Here is a 23,429-nt window from a genome sequence, read left to right on the forward strand (position 1 = left end):
ACACTGCTAATAGAGTTATAAATTAATTTTAAAATGAACAACTTTAACAGCTATTTTATCTAAAGTGATTCTATAATTAGGAAACATTTTTAAAACATTTTCAAGCTGCTCATGTTTTATTATTTTGTTTCGAACGCAAATATAACTTTATTGAAGGTTATACAAATTAAGAAATCCTTTTTTTGATAAGCTAATGGCATAATTTTAGCTATAGGGTTCTGTATAAAATGCAGAAATGATCCGGAGCTTATTTTTACTAGTTATTAGTTTGTCGTCATTATATCGTCCTATAGCCTTCCAAGCGGATATTATTGATGATTTATCTTCGTATTTTAAATCTAGTAATTCAAAAGAAATTGCCAAAAATTTTGCTTCAACCATAGAATTGATCATTATTGATGAGGAGGATGTATATTCTAAAGCACAGGGTGAGCAGATTTTAAAAGATTTTTTCATCAAGCATCCCCCAGTAAAAACAAGTATTTTTCATAAAATTAATACCAATCCCAACTACCGTTTCGGCGTAATTCTTTTTAGCACCGCTAAAGAAACTTTTCGGGTTTCCATTACCATGAAAAAGTTTAACACAAGCTTTTTAATTACCGAATTGCGCATCGAGCCAGCTAAAGATTAATTCAATTTATTTATTTCTCGATTAGAATCTGCTTAAATTAACTTTTTAAGCCTGTCAGGCAATTGTCTGATGATAAATAATTCTTATTTTTGTAATCAAATAACTTGTTTTGGATAAAGAACTTATAGATCAATTCATAAAAAATGCCCTCGCTGAAGATATAGGTGATGGCGATCATACCTCATTATCAACCATTCCTGTCGGTACTCAAGGCAAAGCAAAACTTATTATTAAAGAGAATGGAATTTTAGCTGGGGTGGAACTAGCTTTAGAAATTTTTAAAGTTGTAGATGCCAATTTAAAAGTTGATTTATTATTAAACGATGGAGTGCCTGTAAAAGTCGGCGACATCGGATTAACGGTAAGTGGCAGTACACATTCTATTTTAATTGCCGAACGTTTGGTTTTAAACTGCATGCAAAGAATGAGTGGCATTGCTACCAAAACAAATCACATTGTGGCGCTTTTAAAAAACACCAAAACTAAAATATTAGATACTAGAAAAACAACCCCAGGTTTACGCTATTTAGAAAAATGGGCTGTAAGAATTGGTGGTGGTGTAAACCATCGAATTGGTTTATACGACATGATTTTGATAAAGGATAATCATGTAGATTATGCTGGTGGAATTTCAAACGCAATTAAATCTGCTCAAAAATATTTATTAGATCAGCAAAAAACTCTACAGATTGAGATAGAAGTGAGGAATATTGGGGAATTATCTCAAGTTTTAGAAATAGGGGGAGTGGATCGGATTATGCTTGATAATTTTAGTTTTGAAAAATTAAGAGAGGCAGTAAAATTGATCGACGGAAAGTTCATAACTGAAGCATCTGGAGGAATTACAGAAGAGAATGTAAAGGAATATGCCGATTGTGGTGTAGATTATATCTCGATGGGCGCACTAACGCATTCAGTTAAGAGTTTAGATATCAGCTTAAAAGCATATTAACATGATGAGCTACTCAATAAAAGGCTTATTTTTTGTATCATTGTAGGCTATGGTTACGGTTTATTCTCTCAGCGCTCTATTACTCGCTTACCTTTTTGGGTCGATACCAACGGCTGTCTGGTTAGGACAGGCTTTCTATGGTGTTGATGTTAGAGAATATGGAAGTGGGAATGCTGGTGCCACGAATACCTTCAGGGTTTTAGGCAAAAAGGCAGGCATTGCAGTGATGGTTATTGATATTGCAAAGGGCTATACTGCTACTAATCTCGCTTATCTAATCGGTATGTCCGTAACTGGGCCACAAAATTCGGTTGTTTTTGTTAATTATCAATTGGCACTTGGTGTAACTGCAGTTATGGGGCATTTGTTTCCTGTTTTTGCTGGTTTTAGGGGTGGTAAAGGTGTCGCTACACTTTTTGGAATGATTTTGGCAGTTAACTTCGAAGCATCTATGCTTTGTGTTCTGGTTTTTGTGGTCATTTTATTATTAACTAAATATGTTTCATTAAGTTCAATATGTGCTGGATTTACCTTTCCGCTTAGTGTTGTCTTTTTGTTTCAGGTTTCCATAAAATCCGAAGTGCTATACGGAATGGTTGTTTGTATTCTGATTTTAGTTACACATCAAAAAAATCTTGAAAGATTGCTGAAAGGCAAAGAATCCAAAGTGTATTTGTTTAGGAAGAAAACTAATTAATTAACAATTCACACACGCTTTGAAACTTATTTGTAAGCTAAATGTTACTACATTGTTTGCTTATGATTAAAGTTCACAATCCTTAAAAAAAAATATTATTTTTTATGAAAAAGTTATTACTAACCGCTAGTGTTGCAGGTTTACTTTTATTTAATTCTTGCTCTACTGTTCCTTTAACCGGACGTAGTAGATTAAATTTAGTAGGCAACGACCAAGTTTTGCCAATGGCTTTCCAAGCTTACAGCGAATTTTTAACCGAAAATAAAACGGCTGTTTTGCCAGCATCCAATGCTCAGGCTTTAAAAGTAAAAACAATAGGTAGCCGATTAATTACAGCGGTGCAAACCTATATGAACAATAATAACTATGGTAATTTAATTCAGGATTACAAATGGGAAGTTAATGTTGTACAAAACAATGAAAAAAATGCTTGGTGTATGCCGGGAGGGAAAATCGTTGTTTACACCGGTATTTTATCGGTAACACAAGACGATGCAGGTTTAGCAACTGTTATGGGTCATGAGATTGCTCACGCAATTGCAGGGCATTCGGCAGAGCGTATGTCGCAAGAAATGGTGGCGCAAGGAATTGGTACAGCAGGAGGAGTAGCCTTATCTAAAAATCCTAAAGCGCAATCTACATTTAATACGCTTTATGGTGTTGGTGCTCCAATTGCAATGTTAAAATACTCTCGTAACCAAGAATTAGAAGCAGATAGATTAGGCTTGATATTTATGGCAATGGCTGGATATAATCCTCAATCTTCAGTAGGTTTTTGGAATAGAATGGCTTCCGCATCAGCAAATGCGCAAAAACCAGCTGAGTTTTTAAGCACGCACCCGAGTGATGCGACACGTATTGCTCAGATTCAAAAATACTTGCCAGAGGCGCAACAGTATTACAAGAAATAAAAACTTTAGTTAGAAGGTTTCGAGGTGGAAAGTTTTTGTATTAGCAAAAGTTTCCACCTTTTTATTTTGATGATTTAGTTCAGGATTTTATTAGTTATTTGGCATAGCCTAAAAGATGCTGATCCGATAGCTTTCGGATCAAGTTTAGCATGACGAGGCTTTTTGATTAAGGAAATCATAAACTAAGCGGATTGTTTTCACTAGTAAATAAACTAATCTCCTAAAACTTTTAATATTGCTGACGCTTTAAGTAAACACTCCTCGTACTCCTTTTTTGCATTACATTGATAAGTAATTGCCCCCCCAACTTGAAAGGAAAGATATTTTGATTCCGAATTATATAAAATACTTCTGATTACCACATTAAAATCGAAATCTCCGTTTGGATTAATGCAACCAAATGATCCAGAGTAAATACCTCTTTTGGTTTCTTCGTATTGTTCAATTAACTGCATTGCCTTAATTTTTGGCGCACCAGTCATTGATCCCATTGGAAAAGCATTTTTAATCGCATCAATAAAATGTATTTCTGGATTAAGCTGGCAGCTGATGGTCGAGATCATTTGATGGACTTGGGCAAAAGTATAGATACCGAAAAGCTCTTCTACTTTGACTGATCCTTTAACAGCGGATTTTGTAAGGTCATGGCGGACTAAATCTACAATCATTACATTTTCTGTTTGTTCTTTAATGTCACCTCTAAGAGCATATTTAATTGCTTCATCTTCGGCAGGATCAAGACTTCGCTTTGCGGTACCTTTTATCGGTTGAGAAATTAGTTTATTGCCTCTTTTGCATAAAAATCTTTCGGGCGTAGCAGATAAAATATAATGTTCATTAACTTTAAAGAAGCCCGCAAATGGTGTGGGCGATAATCTATTTAAAGCTTCAAAGGTTTCAAGAGGATTAATTTCTGCGTGTTCTGCAAAAAACTCTTGACAAAAATTAATCTCATAAATATCACCTCTAGAAATGTGTTCTTTTAGAGAATCAATTTTTGTGAGATATTCAGCTTCTGATAATCTGGATTTGATTTCTAATTTTCCGCTCTGCTTCGAGGGAATTTTCTCAAAATTTTCTATTTCATTTAATACAGAATCATGGCCAATTAAGACTTTTTCGATCCCATCTTTATATGCGATAAGATATTTTGGAACGAAGAAATAGAGGTTTGGAAAATCTAATTCATCTCGATTATTGGACGTTAGATCTTCAATTTGATTTTTTAAATCGTAACTGAAGAAGCCAAAAACCCATTGCTGATGCGCTTCATAGAAAGCTTTTAGATCGTCGAAAGAGTTTCTGCTAGATGATTTTAATTCAAATTGAAAATCTGCAGCTAATAAAAAATCAAATTCTGAATAAGCTTGATTGTATTGATTTGAATCCAGGAAGCAACAAACATCAAATTGGTTGGCCCAGTTTAATGCCTTGTATTTAAAATCGGTAACGGTTTGGAGGTGTTTCAAGCAGAACAAAGGTAACTAAACCCAACATAAGTGTAAAGCCCCTTGATGGATTCTTTCGTCTGTAAAAACTTTAATTACCATTTTAAAACATTATCGGGACTGAATAGGTGCACCGACACTAGTTTTCAAATTGAAAGATAAAAACCTTAGCTTTTAATGAAGCACTATTTTTATTCTAAATTTTTACCGCTTTGTTTATCGTTAAGCTGTTTAAAATTTTGGCTACTAACTATCTTTTTGCCTGACTTTTGTTCTAAATCTTCTCGAGCTTTACCTGCAACACTACCACCAGCTTGTGCAGCAACATGATTTTCTTCGAAGCCTTTTGCATCTCTATTTTTAGCAATTTCTGTTGTAGAGGCTTCTCCAAGCATAGAAAAAATCAATTCCAAATCTGTCATATGATCTCTCAGATTCTCAGAAGATTTTGTTAAACCTTTTAGTTTCTTGTAATCACTTGGAATGATGCCGAAGGTTGCTTTACTTATTTCTGCGGTTAAAATAGAATATTCTCTTCCTTCTTTTACCCCTCTTTGTTTCCATTCGTTGGTTAATTCATCACGAACGAGAACGCCTCTGATTCGTTTTTCGATCCATTCATCACTATAACCTTTGGCTTTATAAGTTGCTCTAATTCTGGATTGTGCTAATTCAGGGTTTTCTATTTCGGCAATTCTTTCTGCACCAACTTGTGCTAGCCATTGTTTAAAGGGTTCAGCTTTTGGCGAGGGAATAGATTGGATAAGACGTAAAATTTGTTCGGTGTCGGCGACGTCGGTCATTCGCATTTTTCCATCATCTGCCGACATTTTCAACTGTCCCAATTTATGGGACAGTTCACTTCCTTCATTTTGTAACTTTGTTTTTAGAGCATTCCAATATTTCCTAGGGCGTGGAGAATTTGTTAGTACTTCAACAACGTCAATTATGGAGAAATACCATTTGTCTTCCTGTTCATTCCAAGTGGAACGTACTTTTTTGTCTTCAAATAATTTTAAGCTATTCATTTACAATTATATTATTTTGATACAGAAATAAAAGGATGTGATTTTACAGGGAAGGTGCTCTAAGATAGATAAAGGCTACTAAAAAACTAAATAATGTTATAAACAAAAGAAGCAACCCAAATATGGATTGCTTCTTAATTTTTTTCAATATTTAACCTCAACAAAATCTCTCCGCAATGCTTGAGATGATGAGTTTAGGTTAACGTAATTCTAAAGTTTGTGCTCTATCTGGTCCTACTGAAAGGAATTTGATTGGAACTTGCAACTCTTTCTCTAAATATTCGATATAAGCAGTAAGTTTTGCAGGAATTTCATCAACCGATGTAATTTTAGTAACATCCGTAGCCCAGCCGTCAATTGCTTTTAATACTGGTTTTGGTTCAATCGAAATGATGTCGTAAGGCATATAATCTATTGTTTCTCCATCATATTCATAATGCGTACAAGCATAAATTGTATCGAAAGTATCTAAAACATCAGCCTTCATCATAATTAAATCGGTAACACCATTTAACATGATCGCATATTTTAGCGCAGGTAAATCTATCCAACCACAACGACGAGCACGACCCGTAGTTGCACCAAATTCATGCCCTAGTGTACGTAAGTTTTCTCCAACTTCATTATCTAATTCCGTCGGGAATGGTCCGCCACCAACACGCGTACAATAGGCTTTGAAAATACCATAAACAGCACCAACTTTATTAGGTGCAATACCCAAACCTGTACAAGCACCAGCAGTTGTGGTATTACTTGAAGTTACAAAAGGATAAGACCCAAAATCAACATCTAATAAAGTACCTTGAGCACCTTCTGCTAAAACAGCTTTTCCTTCTTTCAAATAGCCATTTACGAAATGTTCGCTATCTACGTGAGGAATGCTTTTTAAGAATTCGATTGCTTCAAAAAACGAAGCCTCTTTCTCTGCTAATTCATATTCAAAACCTTCATAGTGAGAAAGTATTTCTATATGCTTTTCTACCAATTTGGTGTAACGCTCTTTAAAGTCTGGCAGGGTGGTGTCGCCAACGCGTAAACCGTTACGACCAGTTTTATCCATATAAGTTGGACCAATACCTTTTAAAGTAGATCCAATCTTATTTTTACCCATTCTAGCTTCGTTAGCCGCGTCCAATAATTGGTGGGTTGGTAAAATTAAATGGGCTTTACGAGCGATAACTAATTTGCCTTCAGCAACTGGATCATGACCAGCTTTTTTTAAATTATCAAGTTCTCTTTTTAATATGATCGGATCGATAACTACACCGTTACCGATAAGGTTCATGGTTTTATCGTTAAAGATTCCTGATGGGATGGTATTCAAAACGAATTTTTTACCATCGAATTCCAATGTATGTCCGGCATTTGGCCCACCTTGAAAACGGGCGATAAGATCATATTTTGGACTTAGAACATCAACGATTTTTCCCTTTCCTTCATCGCCCCATTGCAGGCCGAGAAGTACATCTACTTGCGTCATTATTAAAAAATTAAGCTGGTTTTATTATTTTGGATTTATTTAATTTGATTCAATTTTTGCAGCAGCTGCCGCGTTTTCAATTACTTTTCTTGATACACTGCAATCGGAGCAGAAACCATACATATTTAATGAATGGTGTTTAATATCAAATTTTAAAAGATCACCAACCATAGTTTGAATTTGGTGTACACGTGGATCACAAAACTCTACAACTTTACCGCATTCAATACATATTACGTGATCGTGTTGACGATATCCATAAGATTTTTCGAATTGTGCCATGTTTTTACCAAACTGATGTTTGGTAACTAAATCACAAGATACGAGTAACTCCAAAGTATTATAAACCGTAGCACGGCTTACACGATACTTTTGGTTTTTCATGTGAATGTAAAGGGTTTCAACATCAAAGTGGTCGTTTCTAGAATATATTTCTTCCAATATGGCGAAACGCTCTGGTGTTTTACGTAGATTTTTGTTTTCTAAATAAGCCTCAAAAATCTTGCGAACGAGCTCATTTGTTTTTTGTTCAGACATAGTTTTCTAACTCCATTCAAAGGTAGGTAAATTGTTTGATTGTTCTATTGTTTGATTGTTGAAATGTTGTCAAAGTCAGAAAGTCTGAGGTCGGGAGTTAGGAGATTATATGATCAATAGTTTCTAACATAAACTTAAAATCATCTCTTCGAACCCCAGACTCCAAACTCCCAACTTCTAAGCATCAAATCTTGTTACACCAGTAACGCCTCTAACTTTTAATAAATTCTTAATTAGGTTTTCTAAATGTTCGGTATCGTTTACAAAAATCATAATAGATCCCTCAAAAATCCCATCGTTTGTATCCACAGTAATTGAACGCATATTAACTTTAAAATCAGTAGAAATTACTCTTGTAATGTTGTTAATTAAACCAACATCATCAATCCCAACAATTTTTAAGCCTGTCAAGAATGTAAGTTCTTGCTGTTTATTCCATTTTGCTTTAACTACGCGATAACCATAATTGGCCATCAATTGAGTGGCATTCGGACAATTTGTTCTGTGGATTTTGATGCCTTCACTTACCGTAATGAAGCCAAAAACATCATCGCCTGGAATTGGATTACAACACGCAGCAAGTGTATAATCAATGCGTTGCATATCTTCGCCAATCAGTAAAATATCCGATTCGCCTCCTTTGATTTTATTTTTAATTCCATCAACAGAAAGATTTTCTGGACGTTCCGGCCCACGGCTTTCTACCTCTTTTTCGCTATTTAAATATTCCTTAATATCCTTAAGTTCTATTTTACCCAACGCCACATTTACAAAAAGTTCTTGTGTAGATGGAAGCTTGAAAAAGTAACTTATTTTTTGAAGATTATCTGTGTTGTAGGTGATTTTGAGTGATTTTAACTTCCGCTCTAAAATCTCTTTTCCATTATCGGCAATTTTCCTCTTTTCTTCTTTTAGGGAGGATTTAATTTTGGATTTAGCTTTCGCAGTAACCACAATATTAAGCCAATCTTCTTTAGGTGTTTGCTTATTGGAGGTGATAATTTCTACCTGATCGCCATTTTGCAGTTTGTACGAAATGGGAACCAATTTGTGATTAACCTTGGCGCCAATACAGGTTGCACCAACGCCAGTATGAATTTCAAAAGCAAAATCTAAGGCAGTTGCACCTAATGGTAACTGAATTAAAGAACCTTTTGGTGTGAAAATGAAAATCTCATCAGAGAAGAGATTCATTTTGAAATCATCCAAGAAATCGAGCGCATTTGCTTCAGGGTTGCTCAACATTTCTCTAACTTTCTGAATCCATTGATCCAAACCGTTATCGTTACTAGATTCTTTATATTTCCAATGTGCAGCAAAACCTTTTTCAGCAATTTCGTTCATTCTCTGCGTACGAATCTGTACTTCAACCCATTGTCCGCGTGGACCCATTACCGTCGTGTGCAAACTTTCGTAACCATTTCCTTTCGGAGAAGAAACCCAATCCCGTAAACGATCCGGATTTGGACGATATAAATCGGTCACGATAGAATAAGCTTTCCAACAATCGGCTTTTTCGTTTTCTGGCGGACTATCCAAAATAATTCTAATGGCAAAAAGATCATAAACCTCTTCAAAAGGAATGTTCTTTTTCTTCATTTTATTCCAGATGGAATGAATCGATTTCGGTCTTCCGTAAACATCTGCAACCAAGCCTTGTTCGTGCACAATTTCATCAATAGGTTCTACGAACTTTTTGATAAACATGGCACGTTCTGCTTTTTTCTCGTTTAATTTTTTGGCAACAAATTTATAGGTATCAGGCTCCAGATATTTCATTGAAAGATCTTCGAGCTCGGATTTTATGGCGTATAAACCCAAACGATGGGCAAGGGGTGCGTATAAATAAATGGTTTCTGAAGCGATTTTAAGTTGCTTATGGCGAGGCATAAACTCCATGGTCCTCATGTTGTGTAAACGATCGGCCAATTTGATCAGAATTACCCGAACATCATCTGCAAGGGTAAGCAACATTTTTCTAAAATTTTCTGCCTGTAAGGAGCTATTGGTATCAAAAACACCAGATATTTTAGTTAAACCATCTATAATTTTGGCCGTTTTTTTGCCAAATTCGCGTTCAATATCTTCAAGGGTAATATCGGTATCTTCAACAACATCATGTAGAAGGGCGCAAACGATAGAAGTTGTGCCCAAGCCAATTTCTTCTGCAGCAATTTGCGCTACAGCAATTGGGTGATAAATATAAGGTTCGCCAGATTTACGGCGCATATCTTTGTGGCTTTCTAGCGCCATATCGAATGCTTTGCGTATTTCTTTTTTATCGCCTTTTTGTAAAGTAGATTTGCTTGCCCGTAATAATGCTCTGTATCTTTTTAGAATTTCCTGCTTTTCCGCCTCTAAATCAATCACTAACTCTGTTTTCATTTGTATTTTTTGCGTAAAAAATTGCGTCTTATTTATGAATAAAACCTATATTAGTTTTGTGAAACACCTAATATATGAAATAACACCTAACTTTGTAAAAGTATAAATTTATGAAATTTAAAGGGCTCTTTTTTCTGTGTATTGTAATGATTTTTAGCATTTCGCTAAAAGCACAAGACCCTGTTGCGCCAGTTTTTCCTAAATTGGGTAAAGCGGATACCATTAGAGTTGCTTCTACAAATGATAACGGTGTAATGATTCCCTGGATGCAGCTTAATGATGTAACCATTTTGGCTGCTAGAATTTGGAAATCGCCAGCAGAACAAGCAGCTTACAACCGTTTGCGTTATAATGTTTTAAAAGTGATGCCTTACGCTTTGTTTGCTAAACGCAGATATGAGCAATTGGAGCAGGATTTAGCTAGAACCCCAGAGAAAAAAGAACAGAAACAGTTGGTTAAAGCCTGCGATAATGAAATTAAAGATATGTTTAATCGAGAGATTAAGGAGTTGACCATAACGCAAGGACAAATTTTAACCAAACTTATAGATAGAGAAGTTGGAAGAACTACTTATGATATTGTGAAACAGACTAAAGGTGGTTTTGCCGCGTTTTCTTATCAAATTGTAGCCCGAGTTGTTGGGCATAATTTAAAAAGTACTTACGATCCCAATCAAGACAGAGACATAGAATCCATTATTCGTACCTCTGGATATTATCAATAATCCAAAAAATGCAGGAAAGCGTTCCGAATATTTACCCATTCAAAGTAAAGAGAATTAATGGCGATGAACAGCCGTTATCTGCTTACAGAAACAAAGTTGTTTTAATTGTAAATACTGCTTCAGAGTGTGGTTTCACCCCTCAACTTAAGGAACTTCAGCAACTTAAAGACGAAATAAATAATCCTGATTTTGAAATATTAGGCTTCCCGACCAATGATTTTGGAAAGCAGGAACCACTTAATGGAAGTGATATTAGTGCATTTTGTGAGATAAATCACGGCGTTAAATTTCCAGTATTTGATAAGATTATGGTTCGTGGAAATCAAGTACATCCTTTATATCAATTTTTGAGTAATAAAAAACAAAATGGAAAATTAAGCTCGAAACCGAGATGGAATTTTCACAAATATCTCATCAATAAAAATGGTGAGCTTGTAGATTTTTTCTTCCCTTTTACAAAGCCGTTAAGCTCAAAAGTTAAAAAGAAAGTTCAACGTTTGTTGGATCAAAACTCGTAGTAAAATAATGAAATTAGATATTTTAGTAATTGCCGTACATCCTGATGATGCTGAACTTTGCTGTTCGGGAACTATTTTAAAACACATTGCTCTCGGTAAAAAAGTAGGAATAGTAGATTTAACCAGAGGCGAACTTGGTACTCGTGGTACAGCCGAAACCCGGGATGAAGAAGCTGCGGATTCTGCAAAGATTTTAGGTTTACATGCTCGTGAAAACCTAAGATTTAGAGATGGTTTCTTTCAAAATGATGAACCTCATCGTTTAGAGGTTATTAAGATGATAAGAAAATACCAACCAGAAATTATTTTGAGTAATGCTTTAGAGGATCGTCACCCAGATCATGGTAGAGCCGGAGATTTAGTTTATGATTCTGTGTTCTTATCGGGCTTACCAAAAATTGAAACCGAATTAGATGGAGTAAAACAGGAAGCCCATAGACCGAGATTATTGTTGCAGTATATTCAGGATAGATACATCAAACCAGATATCATAGTAGATATTACGGATCATATGGATGCTAAAATTAAATCTGTTCAAGCTTTTAAAACACAGTTTTTTACACCAGGAGTTGAGGGATTAAATACATATATTTCTTCTCCCGAATTTTTTGAAAGTTTTATTGCAAGATCGAGAGAGTTTGGTAAAAATATTGGCGCAACTTTCGGTGAAGGTTTTACTTCAAGAAAATTGTTGGGTGTAGATAATTTGTTCGATTTGAAATAGGTTTTTTTATAAAATCTACCACCTCAGACACCTAATAAGATCTTAGTTTTATTTGCCCTTTTAGATATTGCTTGATCTCAGATCTAAGTTTTCTTAGGTGCTTAAAAACTCGCCTCCAACAAAACCATTAGTTATTTGTTACTCTAAAAACGAATAATAATGGCGAATATATTTTCTTCACTCAAAAATGCTTACAATCTTTTTAAACACGTAGATTTCGACAAGTTAGAAGCTTTATCCAAGAAAGTTGATCTCCCAAAAATGGTCGAAACCATTTCAAACCTGGATGATAAGCAAATTCAGGGCATGATGAAAATGATGGGTGGTTCTGGTAAAAAAAGAGAATTACCGCCGATAGAAGGCGATTTTTATCATCTGGGAGATGAAGCACTTAAAGATGAAGATAGAGCGTTACAACTTAAAGTACGAGCTTTTTTAGAGAAGGAAGTAAAGCCAATTGTAAATCACTACTGGAACAAAGCCGAATTTCCTTTTGAAATAATTCCGAAACTAGCGGAGTTAAATATCTGCGGATTAACTTACCAAGGTTATGGTTGCCCGGGAAAATCTAATTTAATGGAAGGTATTTTAGCTATGGAAATGGCGAGGATTGATACTTCTATCTCAACATTTTTCGGCGTTCAGAGTGGCTTAGCAATGGGTTCAATCTACCTTTGTGGATCAGAAGAGCAGAAACAACAATGGCTTCCCTTAATGCAACAGTTTGAAATTATTGGCGCTTTCGGTTTAACTGAGCCTGAAGTTGGATCGGCCGCTGCCGGAGGTTTAACAACCACCTGTAAAAGAATAGACGATAAATGGGTTTTAAATGGACAGAAAAAGTGGATTGGTAATGCAACTTTTGCCGATATATTAATAATTTGGGCAAGAGATGAGGATAGTGGAGAAGTAAAAGGTTTCATTGTTAAAAAGGATAATCCAGGTTTTGCAGTCGAAAAGATGCAAGATAAAATGGCCCTTAGGATTGTGCAGAACGGAATTATAACCTTAACCAATTGTGAAGTTGATGAAACAGACCGTTTACAAAACGCTAATTCATTTAAAGATACAGCCAAAGTTTTACAGATGACAAGAGCAGGTGTGGCTTGGCAGGCTGTGGGTTGCGCAAGAGGTGCATATGAAAATGCATTGGAATACACCAGAACTCGAAAACAGTTCGGAAAACCAATTGCTTCATTTCAGTTGATTCAGAATCATTTGGTTGAGATGTTATCTAATTTAACGGCGATGCAAACGTTGTGTTTTCGATTGTCTCAATTGCAAGACCAAGGATTGTTAAAAGATGAGCATGCTTCTTTAGCTAAGGTTTTTTGCTCTTTACGTACCCGCGATGTTGTGAGTAAAGCCCGTGAGGTTATGGGTGGAAACGGAATTTTGCTCGAATATAACGTTGCAAGATTTGTGGCCGATGCTGAAGCAATTTATTCTTATGAGGGTACCAAAGAAATTAATACTTTGATTGTTGGAAGAGCAATAACTGGATTTTCAGCATTTGTTTAGCATGCCAAGTTGTTAAGTTTAACGAAAAAAAAGTATAGTGAAAACTTTTTCATCTTCCTTAACTTCAATCAGCTTTGAATACTTTTTCTCTAAAAGTCTAACAAAGTTGTGAAAACTTTTGTATTGATGAAATTTTTTGAAAATGAAAGTCAGTATTTCATGGGTGCTAAAGTCCCGCCATTCGCTTTAGCCCAATGAAGAATTGGGGCAATCGCTTCTGTCTGGTTTATTAACATAGATTGTTCTAATAAATAGCACAAAACCCTTCAAAAAGGCAGTAAACTTTGTTTATAAACCCGATTGGAACGGATGCCAATTTCTTCAATTGGCAGGAGGAAAAGCGGGACTGAAATGGCCAAAAGTACCGAACCACTCATTTCCAAGTATTAAAATCAGTCAGTCAATAAGAAATTAGGCTGAGATTATGTAATAAGATTCCCGTCTGCGTGAGAATGACGGTTTAAATGAGTGAAGACGTTTATGGCATTTATTGAAAAAACTAAACATAAACGGTCGTCATCCCCAATTTAGTTGGGGATCTTAATACGATTGCTGGGCTGATGCATCAAGATTTATACTTATTGGAAATGACTATGAACTATAAGCAAATAAAAATATTTTTTTAAAACGGATGCTTATTAAATGCAACTTGGCTCATTGCACTTTTCTCGAATAAGGCAATACAAGATTTATTATATTGAGGATCAAAGTTTACTTCTCCCGGATGCAATGTTTTGGGGATATTTGAATTTTCCATGAAGAAGTAAACCTTGGTATTTCCATATTTTGTATGAGGCATTATATTTCCATAATCTTCCATTTCGCTCCAAATACTGTCTTTTACCGTAACAACGTAAATTCTTTGTACTGGGCCGGTATTATTGTCATTTCTATATTTTACAATTTCTTTAAAACCCGATTTCATATCATCGATTCCGGGTTGGTTAAGTGTATCTCTAACAATAAAAAAAATTAAGATTAAAATACCAATTATAAGAATGTAGAATAAGGATTTTTTGCTCATGCTTACAATAAAGGCAATATTTTTTCCATAACTGTCAAGCCCTCGTCAATATGCTTTTGTTCAATACATAGGGCAGGGCGGAAGCGGATTGTTTTGTCGCCACAGCCTAAAAACATCACATTATTTTCTACTCCTTTATTAATGAAATTATTTCTTATTTCTTTTGTTGGGAAATCAAATGAGCACAATAAACCTCTTCCACGCACATTACTCATTTTATCATATTTCTGTGAAAGTTTGTCTAGATTATCTTTCAAATAAGCACCAACTTTTGTCGCATTCTCACAAAGATTATCTTCTTCCAAAATTTGAAGAATTTGTGTAGAACGAACCATGTCTACTAAGTTTCCGCCCCAAGTAGAATTTATTCTGCTCGGCACTTTAAACACGTTGGTTTCTATTTCATTTACCTTATTGCCAACTAAAATTCCGCAAACCTGCATTTTCTTGCCAAAGGCTACAATATCTGGTCGAGCTTTTTCGCTAAAGTGCTGGTGGCACCAGAATTTGCCTGTTAAACCAACGCCCGTTTGCACCTCATCGTAAATCAAAAATGCTTCGTTTTCATCTGCCAAGGTTTTCAATTGAATTAAAAACTCTTCGCGTAGGTGATTATCACCACCTTCAGATTGAATAGGCTCGATAATTATAGCGCAGATTTCATCTTTGTTTTCTGCGAATGCTTGTTTTACCTGAGCTATAGAAATTTCTTCTGTTTGAATGGCATGTTCTAAATTACTTCCCTGTAATGGAAATTTAACCTCTGGAATACTAACTCTAGGCCAATCGAATTTTGCAAACCATTTCGTTTTATCGGGTAAAGTATTGGTTAAGCTTAAAGTATAACCTGTTCTTCCGTGAAAGGCACGCTCAAAATGTAATACCTTAAATCCTTTTTCTTCTTTATATCCTTTGGCGAAGTTTTTCTGTACTTTCCAATCCATGGCCACCTTAATGGCATTTTCTACAGCTAAAGCACCGCCAGCAATAAAAAATGCGTGAGGCAAATAATCTGGAATACCGATTTTAGAAAATGTTTTTACAAACTGAGCATATTGTTGCGTGTAAACATCAGAGTTTGATGGGTTGGCAATGGCGGCTTGCAATAGACTACTTTTAAAAGCTTCATCGTTAATCATTTTAGGGTGGTTATAACCTAAAGGAACTGAAGCAAAACAGGTAAAAAAATCGAGTAGGGTACGGTTGTATTTGGAATCGTAAATATATGCCCCGTTACTTTTTTCCATATCATAGGTAAGGTCGAAACCATCAGCTAAAATATGTTTACTTAGCGCTTCGTTAACTTGATCTGCTGGTACTGTTAATTGGTACATAAATTTGGTTTTGATGTTTTTCAAATTTAGTTAAATGTGCCTAAAATCAAAATTTAAGCACTTTTTGTACTCATTGGAGAAAAATAGGTTTAAACTGTTTAAAGTATGATTTTGTCTAGAAATCAACAATTGCTTAAAATAATGTGGAAAACTTTTTCTCAGAAACGTTCCTAACAGCACTTTTTATTTGCGAAACGTTCAAAATAATTTGTTCGCATATTTTTTATTCATTGCCAATAGATTGAGTAAGATTAGCTCGCTCTCAGCACAGTTGAGAAGGCAGAAAAACCGTTAAGTGAGGTGTTTTTAAAAACATTGCTCGATTTTTCTTGTTCTACGCCCAAACAGTAATCAGATGAAAAATTTATACTTCATATTATTTGCGACTATTTTCTTAAGCTCGACTGTAATGGCGCAGGAGAAAAAAAATATTTATTACAATCTATTTCTTCCAGTTCCTAAAAAAGCGTTAAGGGAAATGGAAACCGACAGGCCTAATGTTACCGAGTCGCCGATAACGGTTGACGCTGGTCACTTTCAGTTTGAGAGTGATCTTTTTAGGCTAGACCGGGAAACAACAGAAAGCACTTTGAAAAATACTTATTTATTCAATCAAGCCAATTTAAAATTAGGGATAACCCATTCTACTGCTATTCAGTTAGTGGTTCAGAGTTTTGCTTATCAAACAGAAAAGTCTTTAGAGGATGGAACGATAGAACGCTCTCATGGATTTGGAGACCTTACCTTACGCATTAAACAGAATTTGATGGGAAATGATCATGGGAGCTTTGCGATTGCCATTCTGCCCTATGTTAAATTTCCAACCGCTGAGACAGAAAAAGACGAGCGCTATGAAGGCGGGCTTATTGTGCCGATGTCGCTAAAACTGCCGAGTGATTGGAAGCTGGGGATGCAGGTTGAGGCCGACCGCTTGCAGGATAGTGAGGGAAGTGGATTGCATACTCAATTGTTGCAATCATTAACCATCGGGCACAGCCTTATAAACCATGTTGATGGAATTGCGGAAACTTATTTTACTTATGATCTCAAACAACACCACTGGAATAATTTTCTCAATGCAGCGATCCAGATCGAGCTTGCAAAAGATGTAAAACTGGATGGTGGATTAAACTATGGAATTAAACAGGATGCCATGAAAAGTTACTTTCTAGGACTTTCATTTAGGCTTTAAGTAGGTGTTAATTAGCTTAATTTGCCTCAAAATCTAGTTCTAAATAGGCTCAAACGTTTCTTTTAAACTTGCTCAACATGCCATAGTGATAAAGCAAGATTCCCTTTTTTCAATTTTCCCATTTGACACTGCATAGGAATATTTCTTTGAGCCTTGTTTAACCCAATCTGCGCCTAGATCTTACGGCTTATTATTTCCTACTTCTTTCAGAAAATACATAAAAATTTTAAGTGAGGGTTACTTGCAAAAAAGTAAGCTGAGTTTTTTGCATCAGCTAAAATTAGCTAAAACTTAAATGCTTTTTCTAGGGTTCTAATTAGACTAAGAACAAACATCATCCATAATGAAAACAAAGCAGACCGGAAGCGATCCGAAATTCGCCACGAAAACTACCCCGCAGGATGCGCCTGCTCTGAATGAACTTTTTAAAGACTCAATTGCTGATTTATACTGGGCGGAGAACCACTTGGTAAAAGCACTTCCAAAAATGATATCGGCGGCAACGGCTCCTGAATTAAAAAATGCAATTGAATCGCATTTAGATGAAACCAAAACCCATGTAACAAGATTGGAGCAGGTTTTTGAGCATCTTGGTGTAAAGCCAATAGCGAAAAAATGCGATGCAATGGATGGGTTAACCAAAGAAGCAGAGGGAATTGTGGAGGAGACAGAGCCAGGTACAGCCACTCGGGATGTTGGAATTATACTGGCCTCACAAAAAGTGGAACATTATGAAATTGCAAGTTATGGCGGATTGTATCAATTGGCAACCACCTTGGGGCTTACAGAGATTGCCGACATTTTGGAACAAACCTTGGCAGAAGAGAAACTCGCAGATCGTAAGCTGACTGACATTGCAGAAAACGAGATCAACTATAAAGCAGCTGAAGAGGCTTAAATCTAAAAAAAATGGCTAAGAAAACATCAGATAAAAAAAATTCTCCCGCTCAGCAGGAAAATGATAAAACAAAAAAACTGGAATCCATCACTACAGATTCTGCCAATCAATTTATGACAACAGATCACGGGGTTAGGATTAACGACGACCAGAATTCGCTGAAGGCTGGAGATCGTGGCGCAACACTTCTTGAAGATTTTATCCTTAGGGAGAAAATTACACACTTCGATCATGAACGGATTCCCGAACGCGTGGTGCATGCAAGGGGTTCCGCTGCGCATGGTACATTTAAGGTTTATGAAGACATGTCTGAACTTACACGTGCAGCTTTTTTATGTGATCCTGGAGCAGAAACCCCAGTATTTGTTCGTTTTTCTACGGTTGCTGGCTCACGTGGCTCAAGCGATCTCGCTAGAGATGTGCGTGGTTTTGCTGTAAAATTTTATACTCAAGAAGGCAATTTTGATCTTGTAGGAAATAATATGCCAGTCTTCTTTATCCAAGATGCAGTTAAATTTCCGGATCTAATACACGCGGTAAAACCAGAGCCAGATAACGAAATGCCTCAAGCTGCATCTGCGCATGATACTTTTTGGGATTTTATATCTCAAATGCCTGAGTCTTCGCACATGGTGATGTGGGCTATGAGCGACCGTGCATTGCCGAGAAGTTATCGAATGATGGAAGGATTTGGCGTTCATACCTTTCGTTTTGTAAACAATAAGGGTGTTGCCAGCTTTGTAAAATTTCACTGGAAACCGCTTCTTGGAGTCCATTCGGTAGCTTGGGATGAAGCGCAGAACATTTCTGGTAAGGATCCCGATTTTCATAGAAGGGATCTTTGGGATGCAATCGAGGCAGGGGCTTTTCCGGAATGGGAACTCGGCGTACAAATTGTGCCTGAAGAGGATGAATTTAAATTTGAATTTGATCTGTTGGATCCTACCAAATTGATTCCTGAAGAGTTAGTGCCCGTACAGCGAATTGGAAAAATGACTCTGAATAGAAATCCAGAGAATTTTTTCTCTGAAACAGAACAGGTGGCCTTTCATGTTGGGCATGTGGTTCCGGGAATTGATTTTACCAACGACCCGCTTTTACAGGGTAGATTGTTTTCTTATACCGATACGCAACTTATTCGTCTCGGTGGGCCTAATTTTCACGAAATTCCAATTAATCGGCCTGTTGTTCCGGTGCATAATAACCAACGAGATGGTTATATGCGCCAAACGATAAATCGGGGTAAAACCAGTTATGGTCCGAATGCTATCGCAGCAAATGATCCTAAACAGGCCAAGGCAGATGAGGGTGGCTTTGTTAGCTATAATGAGCGGATAGATGCTAAAAAGATTAGGGCAAGAAGTCGGAGTTTTTTCGACCATTTTTCGCAGGCACGTCTCTTCTTCAATTCGCAAAGCGATCCCGAAAAAAATCACATTACCGATGCTCTAAGTTTCGAGCTTGGCAAGGTTAAGGCTATTGAAATCCGTGAAAGGATGCTTGCTTTGCTCTCGCAAATTGATAAGGGACTAGCTACAGAGGTTGCCTATGCGCTTGGGCTGCATATACCAAATATTGCCTTGGAGGATTTGAATAACAGCATTCCTGCAGATGCAGATAGAAGTGAATATGCATCATTAAACCCAAAAGGTAGTTTGGAAAAATCGGAAGCGCTTAGTATGGCTGGAACCATAAAAGATACCATTCAGACAAGAAAGATAGCCATTCTTGCTGCGGATGGGGTGGATGAAAAATCATTAAGTTCGGTAAAAGATATGTTGATTGCGGAAGGTGCGGTGGTGCACATCATAGCACCAAAGCTAGGGATGATAATTTCCAAAGGCAACAAACAAATTATGGCTGACGAAAGCTTTTTAACAGCTGCATCAGTACTATATGATGCTGTATATGTTCCAGGAGGAGGAAATGCCGTAGCAACACTAGAAGCAGAGGCAGATGCGATACATTTTCTTAATGAGGCATTTAAGCATTGTAAAGCTATTGCTGCGGATGAATCTGCACTTCAGGTGTTGGAATCTACCTATTTCTTCAAGAAACTTCCAGCAGAATATTCTTTGGAAACGGTTTTGCGTGAAGGTGTTTTAATCTCCTCCGATTTAAAACAACTCACTGAAACTTTTATTAAAATGATTGGAATGCACCGTTTCTGGGAACGTGAAAATCCCAGAAAGATTCCTGCATAATTTATTTATAATTTGAAATTTTGAGGTGAAGGTCCTTTTGGATAATGCAATTAAGTTGAGCCTTTATTGTGCTAAATATTTAACCATAAATGAACAATATGGACATAAGGATTAAAATCAGTTTTTATCTGTTCATATTTATGATTAAAAAAGCTTAACTTAATTTCCTTGCCACTTGGGCTTTTACTTTTCCTACTAAGATTTATGGAGAAACAAAGAGATTTAGGGATAATACCTGTTCAGTGTATCGGAAGCCAGATGGATGTGGTTGAAAAACGCATTTTCAAGGATGAAGCAGTTGCAAGAGTCAAGTTTGGAGGAATTAAAGAACGTTTGCTCGATGTTAATAACTGGGGAAAATATGCAGGAATTTCGGCTTTTCGATTAATGGATACTCATGGAATACGTGCAGAAAGATTGGCAATAAAAACAGATTTTATCCGCATTGATATCCCAGGACCAGGCACGCATGCAGGCATGGGGTATGATTGGGTTTTAATTGAGGATATTGAGGAGATTGAAAGTGAACAGGAGCGGATACTTTACATGCGGGTTAGGCCTTGTCCGCATCCCCTTTCTGGAACGCATGAAACGGCTCATTTTCTAAAACAAGATGCCACTTCAACTTTTATTGTTAGGCAATTGGGTTCTTATATTTATGCAGAGGAACATGGTAGAAATGAAATGCCCAATATTGCAGACGGAAGCTTTTATGATAAAGGTCGGAACTTTGTGGTAGGGATGGCGGCAAAATTTGGGCTATCCTACCCTCAATGGAAAAGCTTGGTTAAAGGGTTATTGGCCGATTGATGTAAATTAGGATTTTATTAGATCCATTCCAATTTCATTTCCCTGTAGTGCTGCAAATTCCAATGCACTTTGGCCACTTGTATCTAAAATTGTTCTGTCGGCGCCACTTTCCAATAATAACTTCAAAACGTCGTTTCTCCCAAACATTGCGGCAAACATCATTGCGGTTCCGCCGTTGCCATGTTGCAGATTTAGTTGAGCGCCTTGTGAAATTAAAAGTTGCACAATTTCCAAATAACCTTTAAAAGCGGCGCCCATTAGTGCTGTATTTCCACCGTTATCGGCTATGTTCAGATTAGCACCAGCATCAATCAGTAATTTGGCGGCCTCTACCTGATTGTTGTAACAGGCAATAATTAAAGCCGTATATCCTTTTTCGTCCCTATAATTTAAATCAACTTTCCGGAGAATAAGCTCCTTTAAAACTTCGATTTCGCCTTTTCTGGCTGCGGGAATGATCAGCTGATTAATATCCATAACGATACAACCCTTGTTTCGGGATTAAAGTTTTGAAGGATTTTTTTATCAGCATAAAGCCACAGTCTAACGCACATCTTTTAACAGACGATTGAATTTGCCCTTTTCCAGAAACAGCGAAGTATGCCTAAAGTATTTATCACCACCAGAAGCTATTGTTCTAATTGATGAGTCTTGAAGATGGCTCTGGTAATTATTGCGGTATTCTCTTTTAGTTCGTCCAAGCAACAATGTTTTATGCCGATTGGTACTGCGAGGCCTGCTATATCTTCGGTAAATTCCAGTAAGATATATCTTGATCCGCTAGGTGTTGTAGTTCCTTTTAGCAGCGTAAATAACTCTGTTGCGGTTTCCCTATTAGCACCAAGTTCAAAATTTCCGAATTCTTTTCTTCCAGTCGAAGTTTCTATTGTGATGTGCACAGAAAATCTGATTTCCATAACATTTCAAATTCTTAGGTTCAAAATTCCTTAAAGAAAAAATGCCGCCATTTGGCGGCATTCCCACTATTGAATCTCTATTTGTTTTGAAAATGCTCTGGATTCCTCTTTTTTTGGAATGCTAAGCTTCAGAATCCCATCTGCATAAACTGCTCTAATGTGCTCAATATCGCCACTTTCTGGCAGTGCAAATGTACGTGTGAATGCTGAATAACTGAATTCTCTTCGGTTATAGACTTTGTTTTGAGTATTGTCTGTTTGAGACTGCTCCGTAGCAATGGTCAACATCTCTCGGTCAACGGAAACCTTAAAATCCTCTTTCTTAAGGCCAGGCGCCGCAAGCTCGATGTGATATTCTTCGCTAGTTTCGGATATGTTAACTGCCGGAACGTTACTTACGCGACGGTCTGGAAAGAAAGTATCGCTAAGTACAGATTCGAAAATGTCATTAAAGCCTGGCAATAATGCATTGTTCTTTTTTTCTGGATTAAATTTAACCAATGTCATAGTGTTTTTTCCTTTTAATTTTTTGTTTTTAAATGGACTATAAATCAATTAATGTTTCTCGAGGGCTCTTATATCAACTGCCTCAGCTGTTAAATATCAACTCGTATGCCAATGGTTTTAATGCTCAATTGAGCTGGTTTTTTATGAAAAATTTTCATGTTTTATGAAAAATTTTCAGCGCTCTAACTGAAATTTTTTCAGTTATGGTTCTTCATGTCGGGTTTATATGCACAAATAATATCATACTATAGATTTAATTACGTGATAAAGTAGACTTATTAATACTACATGATTCCTAAAAATTGTAAGGTTTTTTAAACTGTATGCTAAGTCAAATGTTTATAAAGCATGTTATTTCGATTTAGATATTTGTTGTTTTGCCTTTCCATTCTATTGATGTTTATTAATGGATGTAAGAAGAGTATTTGTGGCAAAATTAAAATGGTTAGTCGCGATGTCGGCCCAATGGGTAAAACCCGAACCATCCTATATCTAGAAACTGGCGAACAGGTGGAAGTTGTTGAAACGGATCTAAATCCAGGTGATGTTTATTGCAATTAAAAAATAAATTCTGCAATCTCAATCCACACCAATCATATTCTTCTTATCAGAATTTATCAATCTTAAAAAAAAATGACTCAGAATACAAACCTAGTCAATCCAGAAAAACAAAATATTAATCTCAAAAATTTGCTTGAAAAGGTTAGGCGACTTAGGGGTTACGGAGATATGGATACCTACAAATTGGCTTTTATGAATGAAATATATACTGGACCAGATGGTCCTAAAAAAAAGCAGATCCTGTTTCAAGAATTCTCTGATCCAACAACTTATCATAAAGCAAAAAACAAATTGATATCTGAGCTAGAGGCACAAATTATAGAGTTGGAGTAATTGTTTTAGTTCAAACTTTCTTATCAATTTTCCTCCAGCTTGAGCAAATGTTTAATTATTGGAGAATAAGGTATCGCTAAATTTGATGT

Annotated in this window: 23 protein-coding genes; 13 read left to right on the forward strand and 10 right to left on the reverse strand. The window is 36.3% G+C overall.

Features of this window, described 5'->3' with window-relative positions:
- The first annotated feature begins 268 nt into the window (after positions 1-268).
- The 4 genes from H7U22_RS13320 (at position 269) to H7U22_RS13335 (ending at position 3,194) form a co-directional block, all read left to right on the forward strand.
- Entirely contained in the window at positions 269-634 is a 366-nt protein-coding gene (locus H7U22_RS13320; protein ID WP_248284749.1) for a DUF4783 domain-containing protein, read from the forward strand.
- Positions 635-743: 109 nt separating this feature from the next.
- On the forward strand, positions 744-1,586 hold the full coding sequence (gene nadC, locus H7U22_RS13325; RefSeq protein ID WP_187071847.1) for a carboxylating nicotinate-nucleotide diphosphorylase: 843 nt from the start codon (positions 744-746) through the stop codon (positions 1,584-1,586).
- Between the two features lie 49 nt (positions 1,587-1,635).
- The gene (gene plsY, locus H7U22_RS13330) at positions 1,636-2,283 is read left to right on the forward strand and encodes a glycerol-3-phosphate 1-O-acyltransferase PlsY (protein ID WP_187071848.1); all 648 of its coding nucleotides are present in this window, start codon (positions 1,636-1,638) and stop codon (positions 2,281-2,283) included.
- Between the two features lie 104 nt (positions 2,284-2,387).
- Positions 2,388-3,194, forward strand: coding sequence for a M48 family metallopeptidase (locus H7U22_RS13335; RefSeq protein ID WP_187071849.1), 807 nt, complete (start codon positions 2,388-2,390; stop codon positions 3,192-3,194).
- 212 nt (positions 3,195-3,406) lie between these two features.
- On the opposite strand, the gene H7U22_RS13340 is transcribed toward H7U22_RS13335, so the two are convergent.
- From H7U22_RS13340 to H7U22_RS13360, 5 genes are all read right to left on the reverse strand, one after another.
- The gene (locus H7U22_RS13340) at positions 3,407-4,663 is read right to left on the reverse strand and encodes an anthranilate synthase component I family protein (protein ID WP_187071850.1); all 1,257 of its coding nucleotides are present in this window, start codon (positions 4,661-4,663) and stop codon (positions 3,407-3,409) included.
- A 170-nt stretch (positions 4,664-4,833) separates the two neighbouring features.
- Positions 4,834-5,670, reverse strand: coding sequence for a BRO-N domain-containing protein (locus tag H7U22_RS13345; RefSeq protein ID WP_187071851.1), 837 nt, complete (start codon positions 5,668-5,670; stop codon positions 4,834-4,836).
- A gap of 199 nt (positions 5,671-5,869) precedes the next feature.
- Positions 5,870-7,150 (reverse strand): adenylosuccinate synthase, encoded by a 1,281-nt coding sequence (locus H7U22_RS13350; protein ID WP_187071852.1) that lies wholly within the window; start codon positions 7,148-7,150, stop codon positions 5,870-5,872.
- Between the two features lie 39 nt (positions 7,151-7,189).
- The gene (locus H7U22_RS13355) at positions 7,190-7,687 is read right to left on the reverse strand and encodes a Fur family transcriptional regulator (protein WP_187071853.1); all 498 of its coding nucleotides are present in this window, start codon (positions 7,685-7,687) and stop codon (positions 7,190-7,192) included.
- 177 nt (positions 7,688-7,864) lie between these two features.
- A complete protein-coding gene (locus H7U22_RS13360; RefSeq protein ID WP_187071854.1) occupies positions 7,865-10,072 on the reverse strand; it encodes a RelA/SpoT family protein in 2,208 nt (735 codons plus the stop codon).
- Positions 10,073-10,182: 110 nt separating this feature from the next.
- On the opposite strand from H7U22_RS13360, the gene H7U22_RS13365 reads away from it, so the two are divergent.
- From H7U22_RS13365 to H7U22_RS13380, 4 genes are all read left to right on the forward strand, one after another.
- Complete coding sequence (locus tag H7U22_RS13365) at positions 10,183-10,797, forward strand: DUF4294 domain-containing protein (RefSeq protein WP_187071855.1); 615 nt, start codon at positions 10,183-10,185, stop codon at positions 10,795-10,797.
- Positions 10,798-10,805: 8 nt separating this feature from the next.
- Complete coding sequence (locus H7U22_RS13370; protein WP_187071856.1) at positions 10,806-11,315, forward strand: glutathione peroxidase; 510 nt, start codon at positions 10,806-10,808, stop codon at positions 11,313-11,315.
- Positions 11,316-11,322: 7 nt separating this feature from the next.
- Positions 11,323-12,039: a bacillithiol biosynthesis deacetylase BshB1 gene (bshB1, locus tag H7U22_RS13375; protein WP_187071857.1), complete on the forward strand. Its 717-nt coding sequence runs from the start codon at positions 11,323-11,325 to the stop codon at positions 12,037-12,039.
- A gap of 159 nt (positions 12,040-12,198) precedes the next feature.
- Positions 12,199-13,560: an acyl-CoA dehydrogenase family protein gene (locus tag H7U22_RS13380; RefSeq protein ID WP_187071858.1), complete on the forward strand. Its 1,362-nt coding sequence runs from the start codon at positions 12,199-12,201 to the stop codon at positions 13,558-13,560.
- A gap of 622 nt (positions 13,561-14,182) precedes the next feature.
- Here the strand turns inward: H7U22_RS13380 and H7U22_RS13385 are convergent.
- Together H7U22_RS13385 and lat are read right to left on the reverse strand one after the other, a co-directional pair.
- The gene (locus tag H7U22_RS13385) at positions 14,183-14,584 is read right to left on the reverse strand and encodes a hypothetical protein (protein ID WP_187071859.1); all 402 of its coding nucleotides are present in this window, start codon (positions 14,582-14,584) and stop codon (positions 14,183-14,185) included.
- A gap of 2 nt (positions 14,585-14,586) precedes the next feature.
- Entirely contained in the window at positions 14,587-15,918 is a 1,332-nt protein-coding gene (lat, locus tag H7U22_RS13390) for an L-lysine 6-transaminase (protein ID WP_187071860.1), read from the reverse strand.
- A gap of 355 nt (positions 15,919-16,273) precedes the next feature.
- Between lat and H7U22_RS13395 the strand changes: the two genes are divergently transcribed.
- From H7U22_RS13395 to H7U22_RS13410, 4 genes are all read left to right on the forward strand, one after another.
- A complete protein-coding gene (locus H7U22_RS13395; RefSeq protein ID WP_187071861.1) occupies positions 16,274-17,110 on the forward strand; it encodes a transporter in 837 nt (278 codons plus the stop codon).
- Between the two features lie 343 nt (positions 17,111-17,453).
- Positions 17,454-18,008, forward strand: coding sequence for a YciE/YciF ferroxidase family protein (locus tag H7U22_RS13400; protein ID WP_187071862.1), 555 nt, complete (start codon positions 17,454-17,456; stop codon positions 18,006-18,008).
- Positions 18,009-18,019: 11 nt separating this feature from the next.
- Entirely contained in the window at positions 18,020-20,212 is a 2,193-nt protein-coding gene (locus H7U22_RS13405) for a catalase (RefSeq protein WP_187071863.1), read from the forward strand.
- A 204-nt stretch (positions 20,213-20,416) separates the two neighbouring features.
- Positions 20,417-21,022 carry a hypothetical protein gene (locus H7U22_RS13410; protein WP_187071864.1) on the forward strand — a complete coding sequence of 202 codons (606 nt, stop codon included), beginning with the start codon at positions 20,417-20,419 and terminating at the stop codon, positions 21,020-21,022.
- Positions 21,023-21,028: 6 nt separating this feature from the next.
- On the opposite strand, the gene H7U22_RS13415 is transcribed toward H7U22_RS13410, so the two are convergent.
- The 3 genes from H7U22_RS13415 to H7U22_RS13425 all read right to left on the reverse strand — a co-directional run bounded on the left by H7U22_RS13415 (position 21,029) and on the right by H7U22_RS13425 (position 22,446).
- Entirely contained in the window at positions 21,029-21,499 is a 471-nt protein-coding gene (locus tag H7U22_RS13415; protein ID WP_187071865.1) for an ankyrin repeat domain-containing protein, read from the reverse strand.
- Between the two features lie 152 nt (positions 21,500-21,651).
- The gene (locus tag H7U22_RS13420) at positions 21,652-21,939 is read right to left on the reverse strand and encodes a hypothetical protein (RefSeq protein ID WP_187071866.1); all 288 of its coding nucleotides are present in this window, start codon (positions 21,937-21,939) and stop codon (positions 21,652-21,654) included.
- Positions 21,940-22,005: 66 nt separating this feature from the next.
- On the reverse strand, positions 22,006-22,446 hold the full coding sequence (locus H7U22_RS13425) for an Hsp20/alpha crystallin family protein (RefSeq protein ID WP_187071867.1): 441 nt from the start codon (positions 22,444-22,446) through the stop codon (positions 22,006-22,008).
- A 633-nt stretch (positions 22,447-23,079) separates the two neighbouring features.
- On the opposite strand from H7U22_RS13425, the gene H7U22_RS13430 reads away from it, so the two are divergent.
- A complete protein-coding gene (locus H7U22_RS13430) occupies positions 23,080-23,340 on the forward strand; it encodes a hypothetical protein (RefSeq protein ID WP_187071868.1) in 261 nt (86 codons plus the stop codon).
- Positions 23,341-23,429: the final 89 nt, after the last annotated feature.

It is taken from the genome of Pedobacter fastidiosus, from assembly GCF_014306625.1.
In the GTDB taxonomy this organism is placed as follows: Bacteria; Bacteroidota; Bacteroidia; order Sphingobacteriales; family Sphingobacteriaceae; genus Pedobacter; species Pedobacter fastidiosus.